Here is a 17,356-nt window from a genome sequence, read left to right as displayed (position 1 = left end):
TCAGCGCGCGACGTCGATCAGGACCTTGCCGACGGCGCCGTTCTCCACGGCCCGGTGGGCGTCGGCGGTGTGGTCGAGCGGGAAGCGCAGCAGCGGCAGGCCGTGTTCCTCGCCGACGGGCAGGGCGCCGTCGGCGAGGGCGGCGGTGACGTCCTCGACGGCCGCGGCCAGGACCTGCGGTCCCGCGGTGTAGAGGACGAGGAACTGGAAGCGGGTGTTCATCACCATGTTCCGCCGCACGTCGAGCTCGACCGGCCGGCCGCCGTCGTTGGCGTAGGTGGAGATCGTGCCGCGGAAGCGCAGGACCGCGAGGTCGAGTTCGAGGTTCGCGCCGAGGGCGACCTCGGCGACGATGTCGACGCCGTCCGGGGCGATCTCGCGGATCGCGGCGGCCGGGTCGCCTTCGCGGTAGTTCACGACGTGGTGGGCGCCGGCGGCGGTGGCCAGCCGGGCTTTTTCCTGCCCGCTGACCGTGCTGATCACGGTGGCACCCGCCCAGCGGGCCAGTTGGATCACGGCGTGCCCGACCGCTCCGGCGCCGCCCGCGGCGAGCACGACCTTGCCGTCGAGCGCACCGGGCCGCAGGCGGTCGGGTCCGCCCTCGGCGACGGTGAGCGCGCGGTGCGCGGTGAGAGCGGGAATGCCGATCGCGGCGCCGGCCTCGAACCCGACGTCGTCGGGCAGCGGTACGGCCCGGTCCGCGGGTACGACCGTGAACTCCGCCGCGGTGCCCGCCGGTCTTCCCGCCGCGGCCATGAACAGCCACACCCGCCGGCCGACCCGGCCCGGATCGACACCGTCACCGACGGCGTCGATCGTGCCCGCGCCGTCGTTGTGCGGGGTGATCTCGGGGAAGCTCTTGGGGTGGGCGTTGCCGGAACGGGCCTGCGCGTCGGCCGGGTTCACGCCCGACACGGCAACCCGGACGCGAACCTCACCAGGGCCGGGTGAGGGCAGGTCGCGGTCGACGAGTTCGAGAACCTCGGGACCGCCGGTGTCGCGGTAGATGACGGCTCTCATCAGATGGCTCCTTCGCTGGAGCGGGACTCGACGGTGGGCAGCAACGCGGCCTGAAGCAGTTCGGCGAGGTAGAGCGCCATCACCCGGTGCGCGATCGGACCGGACTGCTCCCCCGCCTCGGCCGGATCACGTCCCTCGACCTTGACCAGCCACGCCGTCACGCAGCCGCGCACCATCGCGCGCAACCGGTCGATCATGTCCACGACGATGCCGCCGATGACGGGGTCGGTCGTCGCCTCGCCCCAGATCTGCACACCGAACCTGGCCCCGACCGGATCGATGACGGCGGTCATGCGGGCGAGCAGTTCGTCGGGGCCTGGCGGGTGGTCGTCGTCGGCGTACCCGGCGAGCGCCTCGGCGCGTTCGACGAGGGTGGCGCGGGCGGTGGCCTGGATCAGCTCCGCCTTGTTGCGGTAGTGCGCGTAGATCGACCCGGTCGAGAGCCCCGACTCCGCCGTGATGTCGGCGATCGACGTCCGCTCCAGACCGCTGCGCCCGAAGCAGCGCACCGCCGCCTCGGTGATCTGGGCACGTCGGAGCTCCCTGCGCGCTTCAGTGAGTCGGGGCACCGCACCTCTCCAAAAAGAGTCGTGGTTCTGTTTGTGACCACGCTAGCAGAACCGGGATTCTGTTTGTCGAGGATGTTGCGGGCAACGGGGCGCCGAACCAGCGCTGGACCACTGGGCTCTGATCACGGCACCCAGGGTGCGTCGACCGACCAGCCGAGGTCGGGGACTAGGTTCGCGGCCGCGTCCTGGGGACCGGAGCCGCCAGGGGTCGCGAGCCACAGTTCGCTGTTGATGTGCCTCAGGTACGACCCCGGGAAGTTCCACGCGCTGAACCGCACGCCGGTCGGCGCGGAACGGGCGCACCACGTGGCGTCGGCCCGCGTCAGCGCGGTGCCGTCGTCAGTGCTGATCTTCACGCGGCTGTTCTGATGGCGGAGGTAGTAGCCGGGGAAGTTGCGCGACTCCAGGCTGTAGCACCCTCCGGCGAGGCCCGGCACGATCCGCCAGGTCGCGTCGGACTTGAGCAGCGCGGAACTGCCGGAGTCGACGTGTTCGGTGTACCCCAACGCGTTCTGATGCCGCGCGTACCGGTCGGTGAAGCCGGGAGTGGTGACGCGCAACGAACGCGGGCCGGTGGGCACGGTGACAGGAGCGCCGTCGTTTCCGGCCGAACCGGGCACTGCGGCAAGCGCGGACGCCCACCGCGCCGCCATCTTGTCGTAGCCCACGCGGTTCGGGTGCACTCCGTCGGCCAGGTCCGCAGTGGACAGAGCGGCGTGCATGTCGACGAAGTGGACCCGCGATCCCTTGCCCCGCACGATGTCCGGGAGGGTGGCGTTGTACGCGCCGGCCCTGGCCTCCAGCACGGGATCCGACAACGGGACCACGGAAGAGACGAACACGTCGGCGTTCGGTGCCGCCGCACGGATGTGGTCGATCAGGGCACTCAGCCGTGCCGGGGCGTTCGGCAGGTCGTAGTTCTGCACGATGTCGTTGGTGCCCAGGTGCACCAGGACCGTGCGTGGACCGGTGTCCCGCAGCACGCCGGCGACGATCGCGTCGATCTGGTCGATCCGCCAGCCGGAATGGCCTTCGTGGTCGTGGTCCGGCAGGTCCGCGGGCCCGTTGACCTGGTTGCCCACGAAGTCGGTCAGGTGGCCCGCGCCGGCCAGCGCGCGCCACAGGTTGATCCGGTAGCCGCCGGGCACGTTGAAGCCGTCGGTGATCGAGTCGCCGAGCGGCAGTATTCGCGTGCCGCCGTTGCTCTCCGCGGCGGTCGCCACTCCCCCGAGCACGCCCAGAGCGCACAGAAGAGTCGTCGTGAGGATCGCTGTGCGTCGTCGCCACATGTCGAGCTCCCGATTCTGTGAGAGACCTACGGCGCCCAGGGTGCGACGATGGTCCAAGTGCTGTCGGCGGTGAGCGTCCGCGGCCGGTCGAAGCCCGGCAGGTTGATCGACTCCAGCGTCACGCCCGTGCCGTTCAGGCCTGGCCTGGCGCAGAACGTGGCGTCGTCGCGGAACAACGCCGAGCCGTCGTTCGGCGATTCGAACGAGTAGCAGCGTGCGTCGGCCAGGCCGATCGGGTACGGCTCGAGCACGCGTCCGGGCAGCGGCTGCCCCCACGGCGGCGTGGCGTACTGGTTGACCAGCGCGGCCGCCGCCCAGGCGGCGAGGGGGCGCATCGAACTCCTTCAGGCAGGGACTGGAGGGCTGACACAACTCAGATTCGCGCGGATACTTCAACAACAACGCACATGCAGGGTGTAGTGCGTTAACGGGATCGTAACCCAGTTCAACCCTATGAAAACCACCAAAGACCAACTGGGACAGGGAAAACTCCACCGAAACTCTTGTCGGATCCTGTTGGAGTTCTCCTCTCCGTGTTGAGTGCAGACGTGCGGATCCAGCGGGCGCGCGCGTGCCACGGCCCCGGCGAAGCGGCGCCGGGATGGATTGCTGGTCGTTGTGCATGCGACGGTCGCGGGTGTTTGGCTGGAGGCGTGCCGAAGCGAAGCATCTCCGTCAGTGCGACTGTGCCTGTGTCAGCCGAACGAATCTTCGACCTGCTGGCCGATCCGTCGAAACACCCGTTGATCGACGGGTCAGGATCCGTGCGCGCACCACGGTCGGACGCTCCCGCGCGGCTCGCGCTGGGCTCGTCGTTCGGCATGGACATGAAGCTCGGCCTGGCCTACCGGATCGAGAACACGGTGGTCGAGTTCGAGGAGAACCGGCTGATCGCGTGGCGCCACTTCAACGGGCACCGCTGGCGCTGGCAGCTCACGCCGTTGGACGGCGGGATCACGGAGGTGACCGAGACCTTCGACTGGTCGACCGCGCGGATGCCGCTGCTGCTCGACCTCTCTCGCTTTCCGCGCCGCAACAAGGTTGCGATGGAGCGATCCCTGGAACGACTGGCCGGCCTCTTCGGCGCTGCCGCCTGACTTGCCCCGCGCACCCAGGTGGTGGTGGACGCCTCACGACTGGCGAGGCGTCCACCACGACAACACTTCAGCTGACCAGCGGGGTCGTTGATCCCACGGGCATCCGGCGTTGCACGAAACCGGAAGTGTCGTCAATATTGAAGTATGTCGAAGCAAGAGTCGGGCTGCTGTGCGCCGCTGTCGGCACAACCACTGGCGGAGGAGCAGGCGGCGGACCTGGCGGCGACGTTCAAGGCGCTGGGCGATCCGGTCCGCCTGCGGCTGCTGTCGCTGATCGCCTCGCGGGACGAGATCTGCGTCTGCGACCTGACGCCGGCGTTCGAGCTGTCGCAGCCGACGATCTCCCACCACCTCAAGCTGTTGCGGCAGGCGGGCCTGGTCGACTCCGAACGCCGGGGGACCTGGGTGTACTACCGCGTGCGGCCGGAGACGACCGACCGGATGGCCGCGCTGCTGACCAGCGTCAGAGTGGAGCGCGAGACACCCATCGGCGCCGGAGCCAGAGGCTGACGTAGACGAGCGCGACCAGCACGGGCACCTCGATCAGCGGCCCCACCACGCCGGCCAGCGCTTGGCCGGAGGTCACGCCGAACACACCGATCGCGACGGCGATGGCGAGCTCGAAGTTGTTGCCCGCCGCGGTGAACGCGAGGGTCGTCGTTCGTTCGTAGGACAGGCCGGACGCCTTTCCCAGCGCGTAGGAACCGGCCCACATGATGGCGAAGTAGACGAGCAGCGGCAGTGCGATTCGCGCGACGTCGAGCGGCCGGCCGGTGATGGTCTCGCCCTGCAGTGCGAACAGGACGACGATCGTGAACAGCAGGCCGTACAACGCGATCGGGCCGATGCGCGGCAGGAACTTCGACTCGTACCAGGCCCGGCCACGCGACCGCTCCCCCAGCTTCCGGCTCAGGTAGCCGGCCAGCAGCGGGATGCCGAGGAAGATCAGCACGGACTTGGCGATCTCCCACGCGGAGAAGCCGACCGCGGCGGTGTCGAGGCCGAGCAGTCCGGGCAGCAGGTCGAGGTAGAACCAGCCGAGCACGCCGAACATCACGACCTGGAACACCGAGTTCAACGCCACCAGCACCGCGGCGGCCTCGCGGTCGCCGCACGCGAGATCGTTCCAGATGATGACCATCGCGATGCACCGGGCGAGGCCGACGATGATCAGGCCGGTGCGGTACTCGGGCAGGTCCGCCAGGAAGATCCAGGCCAGCGCGAACATCAACGCCGGGCCGAGCACCCAGTTCAGCACCAAGGACAGCACCATCGTGCGCTTGTCGCGGGTGACGGTGCCGAGCCTGTCGTAGCGCACCTTCGCGAGCACCGGGTACATCATCAGCAGCAGGCCGAGGGCGATCGGCAGCGACACCTCGCCGATCTTCACCGCGTCCAGCACGCCCTGCAGGCCGGGGACGAACCGGCCGAGCAGCAGGCCGGCGGCCATGGCGACGCCGATCCACACCGGCAGGAACCTGTCCAGGAAGGACAGTCGGTGCAGCACGTCCGGTGCCGTTGTTTCCTTGGTGCTCAACAGGTTCTCCTGGGTGCGGTCAGTCGCAGCACGCGCTGGCGTCGCGCAGCGGTCCGCCCGGCGCCAGCACCGCGGCGAGGGTGTCGATGGCGACGTTGTCGATGCGGTACCAGCTCCAGGTGCCGCGGCGTTCGCGGCTGAGCACGCCTGCCTGCACGAGGATCTTGAGGTGGTGGCTCAGCGAGGACTGCGGCATGTCGAACTGGTCGGCCAGGTCGCAGAAGCACGCCTCCTGCCCTTCGGTCCGGCGCACCAGGCCGACCAGCTCGACCCGGACGGGGTCGCCGAGCGCCTTGAACAGGCGGGCGGCGGTCGTCGAGTCGAGCAGCGTCTGGTCCTGGCTCGTCATGATGAGGACCATAGCGGCCTGGATTGACAAAAGTCGATTCACGAGATGTGATCTGCGCTGTGTCCAAGACTCCCGAGGTGCTGTTCGTCTGCGTGCACAACGCGGGCCGCTCCCAGATGGCCGCGGCACTGCTGCAGCACCACGGCATGGGCCGCATCTCCGTCCGCTCAGCCGGTTCCGAGCCCGCCGACGAGGTCAACCCAGCAGCCGCCGCGGCTTTGGCGGAGTGGGGACTCGACATCACCGCCGAGGTGCCCTCGAAGCTCACGACCGAGGACGTCGAGGCGTCCGACGTGGTGATCACGATGGGCTGCGGCGACACCTGCCCGGTCTTCCCCGGCAAGCGCTACCTGGACTGGCAGCTCGAAGACCCCGCAGGACAGGGCATCGACGCCGTGCGGCCGATCCGCGACGACATCGACCGCCGCGTCCGAGGTCTTCTAGCCGAACTGCTCGACTAGCGCGGCACGCTGGCGGTCGACAGCACGGCCGCGAGCACGCCGATCGCGCCCAGCACCACGAACACCGCCGGGTAGCCGCCCAGCCACGCCGCCAACGCGCTGCCCGCCCACGGCGCGATGGCGGCGGTGAGCATGACCGGTGCGGTGAGCAGGCCGTTGAGCTGTCCATAGTGGACCGGTCCCCACCGGTCGGTGATCGCGGTCGCCTGCACGAGCGTGAAGATCCCGCGTGTGACACCGGCAAGCACGGAGCCCGCGATCAGCAGCAGAGCCGGACCGGGCACCACGCCGAGCAGAGCGGTCACCACCGCGCTCGCCAGGAGGATCAGCAGGGTGCGGGTGCGCACCGAGGTTCGAGCGGCCAGTCTGGCGTAGCCGAGCCGGCCGAGCACCTGGCCGACCCCGCCGAGCCCGAGGGCGATCGCGGCGGCCGAGGTGGTCATGCCGCGTTCGGTCAGCAGCGGGACGAGGTTGATCACGACGGCGTACACGCTGAACGCGGCCAGGCTCATCGCGACCACGAGCACCAGGAACGGCCTGCTGCGCGCCACCGCCGACGGAGCGTGGGCGGTCTCGTGCTCGACCGCCGGCCACGGCAACCGCAAACCCCACAGGTGCAGCGGAATCGTCGTGACAGCGAGGAATCCGGCCAGGACGAGGTAGGTACCGCGCCAGTTCACGTGCTCGTTCAGCACGGCGGTCAACGGCGCGAACACGGTGCTGGCCAGCCCGGCCACGAGCGTGACGGCGGTCAGCGCGGACACCCGGCGTGGCCCGTACCAGCGGGTCAGCGCGGCGAACGCGGGTGCGTAGAAGATCCCGGCCATGGCGACGCCCGCGAGCAGCCACGCGGCGGTGAACCACGCCAGCGTCTTGGCGGTCGCCAGCGCCACGAGGGCGAGCACGGCGACGACCGAGCCGGTGGTCATGATGGCGCGCGGGCCGTGCCGGTCGAGCAGTCTGCCCACCGGGATTCCCACCAGGCCCGCGACGATCTGGCTCGCGGAGAACCCGGCCGTGATCGCCGCCAGGGACCATCCCGTGCCGGCGCTGATGGTCGGCAGCAGCACCGGGAACGCGTAGTAGAGCACGCCCCAGCTGATGATCTCGGTGGTGCACAACACGATCAGCACGCGGCGCAGCCCGGCGTCGATGCCGGGCCGCGCCGTCGTGTCAGCGGGCACTGGGCGTGAGGCCGATCGTCACGTCGACGGTCTCCGGCGCGCTGCAACAGCCGCCGCCGTTCTCCGCGGGAGCGTCGAACACCCCTGCGCCACCGCAGACCCCGGTCTCGGGCAGCACCAGCTCGACCCGCCCGGCCGCCTCGTGGTCGCCGGCGATCGCGGCCACGACGGACCGCGCCTGCTCGTAGCCCGTCAGCGACAGGAACGTCGGTGCACGGCCGTAGCTCTTCATGCCCACCAGGTAAACACCCGGCTCGGGGTGCCGCAGCTCGTTTTCACCATGTGGATAGACGGTGCCGCACGAGTGGACGTTCGGATCGATCAACGGCGCCAGCCTGGAAGGTGCCTGCAGCACCGGGTCCAGGTCGAGCCGCACTTCCGACAGCCACGACAGGTCGGGCCGGAACCCGGTCAGCACAACGACTTCGTCGACGCCCTCGACCCGGTGGCCGTCGAACGACTCCAGCGTGAGGCTGCCGTCCGCCGCACGTTCGACCGCCGCCGTGCGGAACCCGGTCGCGGTCTCGACGTACCCGGCCTCGGCCGCCTTCCTCGCACGCAGTCCCAGCGCGCCGCGGGCCGGGAGCTGGTCGGCCTCACCGCCGCCGAACGCGTTGCCGACCGCGCCGCGCCGCAACAGCCACACGATCTTCGTGCCGGGCTCCTGCTCGGCGAGCTCCGTCAGCACCACCAGCGCGGTGAGCGCGGAGTGCCCGCTACCGGCGACCGCGATCCGCTTGCCCGCGTAACGAGCGCGCTCCGCCACGAGGTCCGGCACGCGGTAGGTGATCTTCTCGGCGGCCGCCTGCTCCCCCACCGCGGGAAGTCCGTCTCCGCCCAACGGGTTCGGCGTGCCCCACGTGCCGGAAGCGTCGATCACCGCGCGTGCCGTGATCCGCACTTCCCCGTCCGCGGTCCGCACGTGCACGGTCAGCGGCTCGGCTTCGCGCCCGGCGTCCACGACGCGGTCCCGCCCCCGCCGCGCCACACCCACCACACGCGCACCGAACCGCACCCGGTCACCCAGCACCTCGGCCAGCGGCCGCAGATACCGCTCCGCCCACTCCCCGCCGGTCGGGTACGCGTCCCCGTCCGGGCGCACCCACCCGGCCGGGCTCAGCAGGCGCTCGGCCGCCGGGTCGACGAGTTCGCTCCACTGCGAGAACAGTCGCACGTAGTTCCACTGCGACACGGCCGCACCCGCACGGTCACCCGCCTCCAGAACGAGCACCTGCTCGCCCCGCTCGACCAGGTGCGCCGCCGCGGACAAACCCGCGGGTCCGGCACCCACCACGACGACTGGCAACTCACTCACGACGCACCCCTTGTATCGACAGATTTCGAATCAACACGGCGGACTGTATAGACCGACGTCGATTCACGCAATCATCGATCTGCGTCGATACTTCGGTTCGTCGACCGGAGGGGCGTTCGGCGTCCGGCATTCCTGCTTCTGGCCTATCGCCAGCGACGGATCGCGGCATACAGTCGTCACGTACTAGATCAAAGACCTGGGGGTCATGTTGAAGTACGCACTGGGGATGACGGCTGCCTTGGCACTGTCACTGCTGGCTGCTCCGGCAGCTTCGGCGGAGTCCGACTTCGCCACCATCACGCTCACGAAGGTGTCCGGCTGGACCGGACCGGAGGGTGGCTTCTGGTACACCAGGGGCCACCCGGTCGATCGGCAGAAGTTCGACGTCGACATCAAGAACGTCGCGGGCCACGGCGAGCAGGGCCTGGACCTGTTCATCTCGCTCCCGACCGACCGGCTCGACGTCACCGGCTACGCGGGCGATGGCTGGGACTGCTGGGACGTCAACGAAGGTGTTGGCGCCGAAGGCATCCGCTGCACGCAGGACGCGGCGATCGCGGACCAGCAGGCGTGGCCGGAGCTGACGGTCGAGACCAGGGGCTTCAGCATCTACACGGAGGACACCATCGACGTGTACGCCGAAGCCGGCGGCCACGCCGAGGTGCACGCCGGGCAGGCGTTCCTGATCGACACCAGCACCTGATGAACCTGTAGGGCGAACGGGCGGTACCGGTCCTTCCGGTGCCGCCCGATTTCGTGTCAGGCGCCCGCACCACCGTCGACGGGCACGATCGCGCCGTTGACCATGGACGCCCGGTCGCTCAGCAGCCAGGCCGCCACCTCGGCGACCTCGTGCGGTTCGGCCATGCGACCGACGGGGCTCGTCGCGGTGATGTGCGCGGTGACGCCGGGGGTGGCCGCCTCCCACTGCTCGATCATCGCCGTCGCGGTGCCGCCGGGCGTGATGCCGTTGACCCGGATGCCCTCCTTGCCCCACGTCACGGCCGCGCTCTCGGTGAGGCTGTTGAGCGCGCGCTTCATGGCGCCGTAGGCGGGGAGCACCGGGTTCGCGCGGCGGCTGCCGATGCTGGAGGTGTTCACGATCGCGCCTCCGCCGTGCCGCCGCATCAGCGCCGCTTCGGCGGTCATGGCGGTCCAGTGGCCGCGGAAGTTCACCGCGAACTGCTCGTCGATCTCGTCGTCGCTGGTCGTGTCGAGCGGGCCGGGCTGCTGGACGACCGCGCCGTTGTTGAACGCGCCGTCGAGTCGTCCGTGCAGCTGCTCGACCTGGTCGACGGCGGAACGGATGGAGGCGCGGTCGGCGAGGTCCATCGTGATCGCGTCGGCGGTGCCGCCCTTGGCGCGGATCTCGGTGACGACGCGGGTGAGGGCGTCGGTGCCGCGCGCGGCGAGCACCACGGACGCGCCTTCCTGGGCGAAGAGCCTGGCAGCGGCCTCGCCGATGCCTCGGCTGGCGCCGGTGACGAGCACGACCTTGCCGGTGAGAAGTCCGTTGTTGTTCATGACTCCAGCGTCGGCTCCGCTGGGAACCTGAGACAGGCACAGGCTGTACCAGGCTGAGCGGCCACCTGGCGCGGATACTCGGAGTATGGACAAGCAGCAGCTCGGTGCGTTCCTGCGGAGCCGGCGCGAGCGCCTCAGGCCGGCGGACGTCGGTCTGCCCGCGGGGCCGCGCCGCCGGACGTCCGGTCTGCGCCGCGAGGAAGTGGCTGTCCTCGCGCACATCTCGACCGAGTACTACCAGCGTCTCGAACAGGGCCGGGCGCCGCGTCCGTCGGCCGAGGTGCTCGCCGGGCTGGCGAGCGCGCTGCGGCTCACGGACGCCGAGTCCGACCACCTCCACGTGCTCGCCGGCACGGCGCCGAGTCGTACCGGACGGCATCGGCGGGACGTGCGGCCCAGCATCCTCGCGTTGCTGGAACGGCTTCCGCAGACGGCCGGGTTCGTCATCTCGGCGGCGTTCGAGGTGCTCGCGTGCAACGACCTGATGGCCGCGTTGATGGAGGACTTCCGCACACTCGCCCCGAAGGACCGCAACCTCGCGCGCCGCGCGTTCCTCGGGCCGCAGGGGCTGTACGGGGTCTCGGACGCCGCCGAGTTCCGGCATCACGTCGTCATGCAGCTCCGGACGACCCTCGCGCGGTATCCGACCGACCCCGTGGTGTCCGGGCTGGTGGACGAACTGCGCGAGGGCAGCCCGGAGTTCGCCCGGCTGTGGGAGCGGCACGACGTGCAGGGCGAAACGGTGCTCACGAAGACGTTCCGGCACCCGCTCGTCGGGGAGATCACCGTCGACTGCGACTCGCTCGCGCTCACCGACACCGATCAGCACCTGGTGCTCTACAGCGCGCCACCCGGCTCTCGCGACGCCGAGGCGTTGGCGTTGCTGAACGTGTTGGGAGCACAGAACTTCACGGGTTCGAGCTCCTAGGCGACGATGACGTCGACGCCCACCGCGCGCAACCGGTCCAACTCATCCGGGGGTGCGGAGGAATCGGTGATCAGCACGTGCACGTCGGAGATGGCGGCGATGCGGGAGAACGCGCGCTTGCCGACCTTCGACCCGTCCGCGAGCACCACCACCGTGTCGGCGGTGCGCAACAGGCAGTTGTCGGTCTGCGCCTCGACCTCGTCGTGGGTCGCGATGCCGGTGCGGGCGTCGATGCCGTCGACGCCGAGGAAGACGAGGTCGAGGCTGATGCCGGCGAGGGCTCGGTCGGCGAGCGGGCCCACCAGCTCGTAGCTCTCCGGGCGCACGCCGCCGCCGGTGACCACCAGGTCGATCAACGGGCGCGGACACAGGTCCGAGGCGATGTTGAGCGCGTTCGTCACGACCTTCAACGGCCTGGAGACCGCGAGCAGGCGCGCGAGTTCGGTCGTCGTCGTGCCGCCGTTGAGGCCGACGGAGTGGACGGACTCGGTCACGAACCGCGCGGCCGCCTCGGCGATCTGGCGCTTCTCCTCGCGGCGGCCCACCCGGTAGCGCAGCGGCAGCTCGTAGATGACCTCGACCGCGACCGCACCGCCGTGGGTGCGTTTGAGCAGCTTCTGCTCTTCCAACGACTGGAGGTCGCGGCGGATCGAGGCGACCGACGTGTCCAGGTCCTCCGCGAGCCCGGTCACGCTCACCGAGCCCGCGTCCGCGAGCTTGCCCAGAATCGCAGCAAGACGCTGCTCTTGACGCATTCGATCACTATAGCGCATGAATCATGCTCGATTTAGCGCTTATTACGCACTAACCACGCACTTTGCCTGCTCGTTATCGCAACGCAGCCGGCAACAGGTCCGCGTGCGCGGCCGTCATCGCCGCGACGAGGTCGTCGATCTGGTCGACGGTGAGGGCCGCGGCGGTCGCCGGGTCGCACAGCGCGGCGTGCCGGACGTGGTCCGGATTGCCTTCCACGGCCGCTGCGACGGTCAGGTCGACCACGTTGAGGAAACTCCGGTTCACCGCGGCCAGCTGACGGGGCAGGTCGCCGACGCGGTGCGGGTGCACGCCGAGCCGGTCGAGGGTGGCGGGCACCTCCACGGCGGCACCTTCAGGAAGGTTCGAGATCAGGCCGTGGTTCGCGACGTTCACCTGGATCGTGCGCTGGCGTCCGGTGACGAGGCTGTGGATCACCTGCGGCGCGTACTCGACGGCGTCGTCGGCCAGCGGCGGCAACGCCTCCCCCGCGGCCAGTGCGTTCCGCGTCTTCTCGTACGTGGCAACGTTCTCGGCGCTGATCGTCGCGTATTCGCGGACCGGGACGCGCAGTCGCTCCACTTCGGACTGGTGCCGCAGGTACCACGGCACGTACTCGGAGGAGTGCTCGCTGGTCTCGGTCGGGTAGTAGCCGAGCCTGCGGTACAGGTCGACGCGCACCCGGCGGGCCAGCTCCGGGTCGGCCGCGATGGCGGCGTCGAGCGCCGGGTAGAGGTCGCGGCCCTCGTGCTGCCACCGCAGGATCCACGCCTGGTGGTTCACGCCCGCGGACAGGAAGTCGACCTCCTCGTGCGGAACGCCGACCAGCGCGCTGAGGTCGTGGATCGTCCAGTGCACCGAGTGGCACAGGCCGACCGCCTTCAGGCGCGGGGCGATGGTCGCGAGGTACTGGATGTTCATCGCCATCGGGTTGGTGTAGTTCAGCAACCACGCGTCCGGGCACACCGCGAGCATGTCGGCGGCGAGCTCCTCCAGGAACGGGAAGGTGCGCAGCCCGCGGAAGATCCCGCCGATGCCGAGCGTGTCCCCGATGGTCTGCCGCAGACCGAACGACTCCGGCACGTCGAAGTCCCGCAACGTCGCCGCGTGGCCGCCGATCGCGACCATGTTGACGACGACGTCCGCGCCCTCCAACGCTTCTCGGCGCGAGAGCGAGGTGCGGATGTGCGTCGCGCCGGCCAGCCGCGCCAGTGCCGCCGCGACCTCCAGCCGTTCCGGATCGATGTCGTGCAACGAGATCGAGCAGCCGGCGAGCTCGGGGAACGACAGGACGTCGCGGAGGAGCTGGCGGGTGAACTCGACGGAACCCGCGCCCACGAACGCGATGGTGAACATTGATCAGCCTTCCAGTGCCCGGATGAGTGCCGCGTTGAGCGTGAGGGTCGACGTGCTCACGGCGTGCCGTCGAGGATCACGGACCGGGTCAGGTTGCGCGGGGTGTCGGGGTGCAGTCCCCGCAGCAGCGCCACCTCCACGGCGAGCCGGTGCACCGCGACGAGTTCGGCGAGCGGGTCGCGGTCGCGGGCGATCCACCGGCCGCCTGCTCCGGCGACGTCGAGTTCGAGGCCTTCCGGTGCCGTGCCGAACACCCAGACCAGCGAGCCCTCGTCGGTGATCGCGATCGGCCCGTGCCGGTACTCGGCGGCCGGGTAGGACTCGGCCCAGCTCAGCGACGCCTCGCGCATCTTCAGCGCGGCCTCGGCGGCCAGGCCCGTGGTCCACGGTGCGCCGCCGAGGAAGGTGAACTGGTTGCGCTCCACCAGGTCCGGGGTCAGCGGGTCGGCGAGGGCCTGTTCGGCGTCGAGGATCGCGCGTTCCAGGTGCTCGCCGAGGTGGGCGCGCAGCAGCACGAGCGCGGTCGTCGCGAACCGCGTCTGGACGACGGAGCGTTCGTCGGCGAACTCCAGCGCGACCACGTGGTCGGCCAGTTCGGTCGCGGGCGTGCCGGGGGTACCGACGACGACGGTCGTGGGCACCCCGGAAAGCCGCCGCAGCACGTCGATCACCTCGGTGGTGGTGCCGGACCGGGTCAGCGCCACGACGCGGTCGTAGCTGCGGCTGAACGGGAACTCCGAGGCGGCGAACGCGTCGGTCTCCCCCAGCCCCTCGTCCTCCCGCAGCCGGGCGTAGGCCTGGGCCATGAAGAACGACGTGCCGCAGCCGACCACCGCGACGCGCTCACCGCGTGCGGGCAGGGCGGCGACGACGGCCGGGTCGGTGGCGAGTGCGACGGCCCGGCGCCAGCAGGCGGGCTGGGACGCGATCTCGGCGGTGGTGTGCAGCTGCGCGGCATTGGTGTGCATGGCGGATTCCTTTGCTTGTCGCGTCACTTGATGCCCGCTGCGGCCACCGACCGCACGAAGAACCGCTGGGCGAAGAAGAAGACGAGCAGGACGGGCAACTGGCTCAGCACCGTACCGGCCATGAGCTTCGGCCAGTTGGTGGTGTGCGCGCCCTGGAAGCTCTGCAGTCCCAGTTGGACGGTCATGACCTCCGGGCTCTGCACCGCGATGAGCGGCCACAGGAAGTCGTTCCAGGTCTGCAGGAACGTGAGCACGGCGAGCGTCGCGAGGGTGGGGCGCATCAACGGCAGCAGCACCTGCAGCAACGTCCGCAGCCTGCTCGCACCGTCGATCCGGGCGGCCTCCTCCAGTTCCCTGGGCAGGGTCGTGAAGAACTGCCGCATCAGGAACACCCCGAACGCGGTGGCCAGGTTCGGCGCGATCAGCGCGCCGAGGGTGTCGATGAGTCCGAGCGACCGCATCATGATCAGCAGCGGCAGCATGACGATCTGGAACGGCACCATCAGCGTCGCGAGCATGAGCACGAACGCGACCCTGTTGCCGAAGAACGGGATGCGCGCGAACGCGTAGCCCGCCAGCGAGCAGAGCAGCAGGTTGCCCGCCACGCAGACGACGGACACCACGAAGCTGTTGACCAGCCACGATCCCAGCGGCGCGTCCCGCATCGCCGCGAGGTAGTTCTCCCACTCGATCCCGCTCGGCAGGCCGGGCGGGAAGCGCCGCGACTCCTCCCTGGTGGACACCGACACCAGCAGCATCCACACCAGCGGCGTCACCATGACGACCGAGAGCGGGAACAGGACCAGGTGCAGCGCGCTCGGCCTTCTCATCGAACCTCGTAGTGCGACGTGCGGCGGTTGAACCGCAGCTGGGCCAGGGTGAACACACCGATGATCAGGAACACCGCGCAGCCGATCGCCGCCGCGTAACCGCCGTCGAAGCTGACGAACGCCTCGTTGTAGAGGTGGTAGACGAGCACGGTGGTCGCGCGCAGCGGTCCGCCCTTGGTCGTCACGTAGACCGCGTCGAAGAGCTGCAGGCCGTTGATCGTGAGCCACACCAGCAGAAAGCCCGTGGCCGGGGCCACCAGCGGCAGCTCGACGTGCCAGAACGACCGGGCCCGCCCGCAGCCGTCCAAGGAGGACGCTTCGAGCAGGTCCTTCGGCACGTTCTGCAGTGCCGCCAGGTAGATGATGACCGCGAACCCGAGCCAGCCCCACACCGTCATCGCGACCACGGCGAACAGCGCCTGGCCGGGATCGGTGAAGAACCCCTGCTTCGGCAGCCCCACCGCGTCCAGCGCGGCGTTGACCAGCCCGAACTGCGGGTTCGCCAGCCAGCTGAACATGATGCCGGTCGCGACCGTCGAGGTCACCAGCGGCACGGACACGGCGAGCCGGTAGAACACGACGCCGCGGATCTTCTGGTTGAGCATCACGGCGATCGGCAGCGCGAACACGAGCGTGATCGGCACGAACAGCACGACGTAGACGAGCGTGCGCCGGGCCGCGTCCCAGAACAGCGGGTCGGCGACGAGCTTGGCGTAGTTGTCGCCGCCCGCGAACGTCCCTGGCGAGGTGAGGTCGGTGTGCTGGAAGGACAGCACGATCGACCACACCACCGGGACGAGGCCGAACACCCCGATCAGGATCACCGCGGGCGCGGCGAACCCCCACCCGGCGGCGTGGTCGGCCAGGCGGCGCCGGTCGAGCGTCATGAGTCCGCCAGCACCTGGTCGACCTCGGTCCGCGCCTGGTCGAGCGCGGCCTGGGGCTCTGCCTGGCCGAGCAGGACCGACTGCACGGCGGTGCCGAGGACCTGCGAGATCTTGGGGTACTGCGGGATGTTCGGCCGCGCCTTCGTCACGTTCTTCGCGAGGTTGTCGACGAACACCTTGGTGCCGGGGTACTTGGCCTCGTACTCGGCGTAGGCCGGGAGGTCCACTTCGGACTGCCGGATCGGCAGGTGGCCGGTCTCCATCGCGAACTCCAGGTGGATCTCCGCCGAGAGCAGCCACTTCAGGAACGGCAGGGCGTTCTTGCGGCCGTTGTCACCGAAGACGACGAACGTGTCCGGTCCGGCGATCGTCGCGTGGGTGACCTTGCCGGGCAGGATCTGCACGCCGTAGGAGACGTCCTCGTTGATGGAGCCGAGGTCCCACGGGCCTGTCCACAGCATGCCGACGCGGCCGGAGTTGAAGAGGTTGAGGTACTGCTGGTCGCCCGCGTCCAGGTACACCGACTTGTCCGTGACGGCCATGTCCCGCAACAACTGCATGACCTGCCGGCCGGCGTCGGAGGCGAACGCGGCCTTCTTGCCGTCCGGGGAGAGCAGGTCGCCGCCGGCCTGCCAGAGCAGGGCGAGGAACCGCCAGACGGTGTCCTCGGTGCCGTCGTTGACGTAGGCCCAGCCGAATCTGCCGTCCGAGGTGAGCTTCTGCGCGGCGGACCGGAAGTCGTCCCACGTCCAGGAATCGGTCGGGTGCTCGATCTTGGCCTCGTCGAAGAGCTTCTTGTTGTAGACGAGCGAGAGGTTGTCGACCAGGGCGGGGACGCCGTAGATCTTCCCGTCCACCGTCGCGGCGTCCCGGCCCGCCGGGAACAGGTCGTCCCAGCCGAACCCGGCGTCGCGCCGCAGGTCCTCGGTCAGCTCCTGGGTCTGCGGCCGGCCGGTGAGCCCGGTGATCGAGGAGCCGTACTGGTAGGCGACCTCCGGCGGGTTGCCGGACGCGAACGACGCCAGCGTCTTCTGCAGCACGTTGTCGTTGCCGCCGTTGAACACCAGCTCGACCTGCTGCTCGGGATGGGCGGTGTTCCAGCGCGCCGCGAGCTTGTCGAACGCGGCTGCTTCCTTGTCGGTGTAGCCGTGCCACACCTTCACCTTGCCGTTCCCGCCGGAGCCCGTTCCACAGGCGGCCGTCATGACGAGCGCGGCACCCATCGTGAGCACCGCGCGGCGACTGAACCCTCTGCCGTCCGCCATGTCGACTCCCTCGCGTTCGTGGAT

At 69.8% G+C, this 17,356-nt stretch carries 20 protein-coding genes; 5 read left to right on the top strand and 15 right to left on the bottom strand.

Translation table 11 applies throughout. From position 1 onward, the window contains the following. The 4 genes from ACIQF0_RS06380 to ACIQF0_RS06365 all read right to left on the bottom strand — a co-directional run bounded on the left by ACIQF0_RS06380 (nucleotide 1) and on the right by ACIQF0_RS06365 (nucleotide 3,213). Nucleotides 1-1,020 (bottom strand): NADPH:quinone reductase, encoded by a 1,020-nt coding sequence (locus ACIQF0_RS06380; protein ID WP_401025160.1) that lies wholly within the window; start codon nucleotides 1,018-1,020, stop codon nucleotides 1-3. Next, nucleotides 1,020-1,589 (bottom strand): TetR/AcrR family transcriptional regulator, encoded by a 570-nt coding sequence (locus tag ACIQF0_RS06375; protein WP_401025157.1) that lies wholly within the window; start codon nucleotides 1,587-1,589, stop codon nucleotides 1,020-1,022. Before ACIQF0_RS06375 ends, ACIQF0_RS06380 begins: the two co-directional genes overlap by 1 nt. Before the next feature lie 122 nt (nucleotides 1,590-1,711). After that, a complete protein-coding gene (locus ACIQF0_RS06370) occupies nucleotides 1,712-2,878 on the bottom strand; it encodes an AbfB domain-containing protein (RefSeq protein ID WP_401025155.1) in 1,167 nt (388 codons plus the stop codon). 26 nt (nucleotides 2,879-2,904) lie between these two features. Beyond that, nucleotides 2,905-3,213 carry an AbfB domain-containing protein gene (locus ACIQF0_RS06365; protein WP_401025152.1) on the bottom strand — a complete coding sequence of 103 codons (309 nt, stop codon included), beginning with the start codon at nucleotides 3,211-3,213 and terminating at the stop codon, nucleotides 2,905-2,907. Nucleotides 3,214-3,531: 318 nt separating this feature from the next. Here ACIQF0_RS06365 and ACIQF0_RS06360 point away from each other — a divergent pair, with 318 nt between their 5' ends. Together ACIQF0_RS06360 and ACIQF0_RS06355 are read left to right on the top strand one after the other, a co-directional pair. Continuing rightward, entirely contained in the window at nucleotides 3,532-3,975 is a 444-nt protein-coding gene (locus tag ACIQF0_RS06360) for an SRPBCC family protein (protein ID WP_401025150.1), read from the top strand. Between the two features lie 144 nt (nucleotides 3,976-4,119). Continuing rightward, nucleotides 4,120-4,485 carry an ArsR/SmtB family transcription factor gene (locus tag ACIQF0_RS06355; RefSeq protein ID WP_401025147.1) on the top strand — a complete coding sequence of 122 codons (366 nt, stop codon included), beginning with the start codon at nucleotides 4,120-4,122 and terminating at the stop codon, nucleotides 4,483-4,485. Here the strand turns inward: ACIQF0_RS06355 and arsB are convergent. Next, on the bottom strand, nucleotides 4,439-5,512 hold the full coding sequence (gene arsB, locus ACIQF0_RS06350; RefSeq protein WP_401025144.1) for an ACR3 family arsenite efflux transporter: 1,074 nt from the start codon (nucleotides 5,510-5,512) through the stop codon (nucleotides 4,439-4,441). The two genes, ACIQF0_RS06355 and arsB, sit on opposite strands and share 47 nt — an antisense overlap. A 19-nt stretch (nucleotides 5,513-5,531) precedes the next feature. Further along, a complete protein-coding gene (locus tag ACIQF0_RS06345; protein WP_401025141.1) occupies nucleotides 5,532-5,861 on the bottom strand; it encodes an ArsR/SmtB family transcription factor in 330 nt (109 codons plus the stop codon). Nucleotides 5,862-5,920: 59 nt separating this feature from the next. Between ACIQF0_RS06345 and ACIQF0_RS06340 the strand changes: the two genes are divergently transcribed. Beyond that, entirely contained in the window at nucleotides 5,921-6,322 is a 402-nt protein-coding gene (locus tag ACIQF0_RS06340; RefSeq protein ID WP_401025138.1) for a low molecular weight phosphatase family protein, read from the top strand. Here the strand turns inward: ACIQF0_RS06340 and ACIQF0_RS06335 are convergent. Beyond that, nucleotides 6,319-7,506 (bottom strand): MFS transporter, encoded by a 1,188-nt coding sequence (locus ACIQF0_RS06335; RefSeq protein WP_401025135.1) that lies wholly within the window; start codon nucleotides 7,504-7,506, stop codon nucleotides 6,319-6,321. The genes ACIQF0_RS06340 and ACIQF0_RS06335 overlap by 4 nt on opposite strands. Next, the gene (locus ACIQF0_RS06330; RefSeq protein WP_401025132.1) at nucleotides 7,496-8,821 is read right to left on the bottom strand and encodes an FAD-dependent oxidoreductase; all 1,326 of its coding nucleotides are present in this window, start codon (nucleotides 8,819-8,821) and stop codon (nucleotides 7,496-7,498) included. Before ACIQF0_RS06330 ends, ACIQF0_RS06335 begins: the two co-directional genes overlap by 11 nt. A 226-nt stretch (nucleotides 8,822-9,047) precedes the next feature. On the opposite strand from ACIQF0_RS06330, the gene ACIQF0_RS06325 reads away from it, so the two are divergent. Then, on the top strand, nucleotides 9,048-9,524 hold the full coding sequence (locus ACIQF0_RS06325) for a hypothetical protein (RefSeq protein WP_401025130.1): 477 nt from the start codon (nucleotides 9,048-9,050) through the stop codon (nucleotides 9,522-9,524). 56 nt (nucleotides 9,525-9,580) lie between these two features. Here ACIQF0_RS06325 and ACIQF0_RS06320 read toward each other — a convergent pair whose 3' ends face one another. Beyond that, nucleotides 9,581-10,345 (bottom strand): SDR family NAD(P)-dependent oxidoreductase, encoded by a 765-nt coding sequence (locus ACIQF0_RS06320; protein WP_401025127.1) that lies wholly within the window; start codon nucleotides 10,343-10,345, stop codon nucleotides 9,581-9,583. A gap of 85 nt (nucleotides 10,346-10,430) precedes the next feature. On the opposite strand from ACIQF0_RS06320, the gene ACIQF0_RS06315 reads away from it, so the two are divergent. Then, nucleotides 10,431-11,273, top strand: a complete 843-nt coding sequence (locus ACIQF0_RS06315; protein WP_401025124.1) for a helix-turn-helix transcriptional regulator — start codon at nucleotides 10,431-10,433, stop codon at nucleotides 11,271-11,273. On the opposite strand, the gene ACIQF0_RS06310 is transcribed toward ACIQF0_RS06315, so the two are convergent. From ACIQF0_RS06310 to ACIQF0_RS06285, 6 genes are all read right to left on the bottom strand, one after another. Continuing rightward, nucleotides 11,270-12,028, bottom strand: a complete 759-nt coding sequence (locus tag ACIQF0_RS06310; RefSeq protein WP_401025122.1) for a DeoR/GlpR family DNA-binding transcription regulator — start codon at nucleotides 12,026-12,028, stop codon at nucleotides 11,270-11,272. The genes ACIQF0_RS06315 and ACIQF0_RS06310 overlap by 4 nt on opposite strands. A gap of 73 nt (nucleotides 12,029-12,101) precedes the next feature. Beyond that, on the bottom strand, nucleotides 12,102-13,382 hold the full coding sequence (locus tag ACIQF0_RS06305) for an alpha-glucosidase/alpha-galactosidase (RefSeq protein ID WP_401025119.1): 1,281 nt from the start codon (nucleotides 13,380-13,382) through the stop codon (nucleotides 12,102-12,104). A gap of 56 nt (nucleotides 13,383-13,438) precedes the next feature. Then, entirely contained in the window at nucleotides 13,439-14,350 is a 912-nt protein-coding gene (locus tag ACIQF0_RS06300; protein WP_401025116.1) for an SIS domain-containing protein, read from the bottom strand. Between the two features lie 23 nt (nucleotides 14,351-14,373). Continuing rightward, nucleotides 14,374-15,180 carry a carbohydrate ABC transporter permease gene (locus ACIQF0_RS06295; RefSeq protein WP_401025113.1) on the bottom strand — a complete coding sequence of 269 codons (807 nt, stop codon included), beginning with the start codon at nucleotides 15,178-15,180 and terminating at the stop codon, nucleotides 14,374-14,376. Continuing rightward, complete coding sequence (locus ACIQF0_RS06290) at nucleotides 15,177-16,067, bottom strand: carbohydrate ABC transporter permease (protein ID WP_401025111.1); 891 nt, start codon at nucleotides 16,065-16,067, stop codon at nucleotides 15,177-15,179. The genes ACIQF0_RS06295 and ACIQF0_RS06290 overlap by 4 nt, the downstream gene beginning before the upstream one ends. Continuing rightward, nucleotides 16,064-17,332: an ABC transporter substrate-binding protein gene (locus tag ACIQF0_RS06285; protein WP_401025108.1), complete on the bottom strand. Its 1,269-nt coding sequence runs from the start codon at nucleotides 17,330-17,332 to the stop codon at nucleotides 16,064-16,066. The genes ACIQF0_RS06290 and ACIQF0_RS06285 overlap by 4 nt, the downstream gene beginning before the upstream one ends. Nucleotides 17,333-17,356 lie beyond the last annotated feature (24 nt).

The sequence above is a fragment of the Lentzea sp. NPDC092896 genome, from assembly GCF_044754905.1.
GTDB lineage: Bacteria > Actinomycetota > Actinomycetes > Mycobacteriales > Pseudonocardiaceae > Lentzea.
Note: the sequence above shows the minus strand (reverse complement) of the source record. Positions and strands in the feature narration are given on the sequence as shown.

Excerpts from the sequence above, each read along its gene's own strand:
- ACIQF0_RS06300 (WP_401025116.1), bottom strand. The coding sequence starts at position 14,350 with ATGCACACCAATGCCGCGCAGCTGCACACCACCGCCGAGATCGCGTCC.
- ACIQF0_RS06355 (WP_401025147.1), top strand. The coding sequence starts at position 4,120 with ATGTCGAAGCAAGAGTCGGGCTGCTGTGCGCCGCTGTCGGCACAACCA.
- ACIQF0_RS06310 (WP_401025122.1), bottom strand. The coding sequence starts at position 12,028 with ATGCGTCAAGAGCAGCGTCTTGCTGCGATTCTGGGCAAGCTCGCGGAC.
- ACIQF0_RS06365 (WP_401025152.1), bottom strand. The coding sequence starts at position 3,213 with ATGCGCCCCCTCGCCGCCTGGGCGGCGGCCGCGCTGGTCAACCAGTAC.
- ACIQF0_RS06315 (WP_401025124.1), top strand. The coding sequence starts at position 10,431 with ATGGACAAGCAGCAGCTCGGTGCGTTCCTGCGGAGCCGGCGCGAGCGC.
- ACIQF0_RS06345 (WP_401025141.1), bottom strand. The coding sequence starts at position 5,861 with ATGACGAGCCAGGACCAGACGCTGCTCGACTCGACGACCGCCGCCCGC.
- ACIQF0_RS06290 (WP_401025111.1), bottom strand. The coding sequence starts at position 16,067 with ATGACGCTCGACCGGCGCCGCCTGGCCGACCACGCCGCCGGGTGGGGG.
- ACIQF0_RS06380 (WP_401025160.1), bottom strand. The coding sequence starts at position 1,020 with ATGAGAGCCGTCATCTACCGCGACACCGGCGGTCCCGAGGTTCTCGAA.
- ACIQF0_RS06305 (WP_401025119.1), bottom strand. The coding sequence starts at position 13,382 with ATGTTCACCATCGCGTTCGTGGGCGCGGGTTCCGTCGAGTTCACCCGC.
- ACIQF0_RS06320 (WP_401025127.1), bottom strand. The coding sequence starts at position 10,345 with ATGAACAACAACGGACTTCTCACCGGCAAGGTCGTGCTCGTCACCGGC.
- ACIQF0_RS06285 (WP_401025108.1), bottom strand. The coding sequence starts at position 17,332 with ATGGCGGACGGCAGAGGGTTCAGTCGCCGCGCGGTGCTCACGATGGGT.
- ACIQF0_RS06370 (WP_401025155.1), bottom strand. The coding sequence starts at position 2,878 with ATGTGGCGACGACGCACAGCGATCCTCACGACGACTCTTCTGTGCGCT.
- ACIQF0_RS06295 (WP_401025113.1), bottom strand. The coding sequence starts at position 15,180 with ATGAGAAGGCCGAGCGCGCTGCACCTGGTCCTGTTCCCGCTCTCGGTC.
- ACIQF0_RS06325 (WP_401025130.1), top strand. The coding sequence starts at position 9,048 with ATGACGGCTGCCTTGGCACTGTCACTGCTGGCTGCTCCGGCAGCTTCG.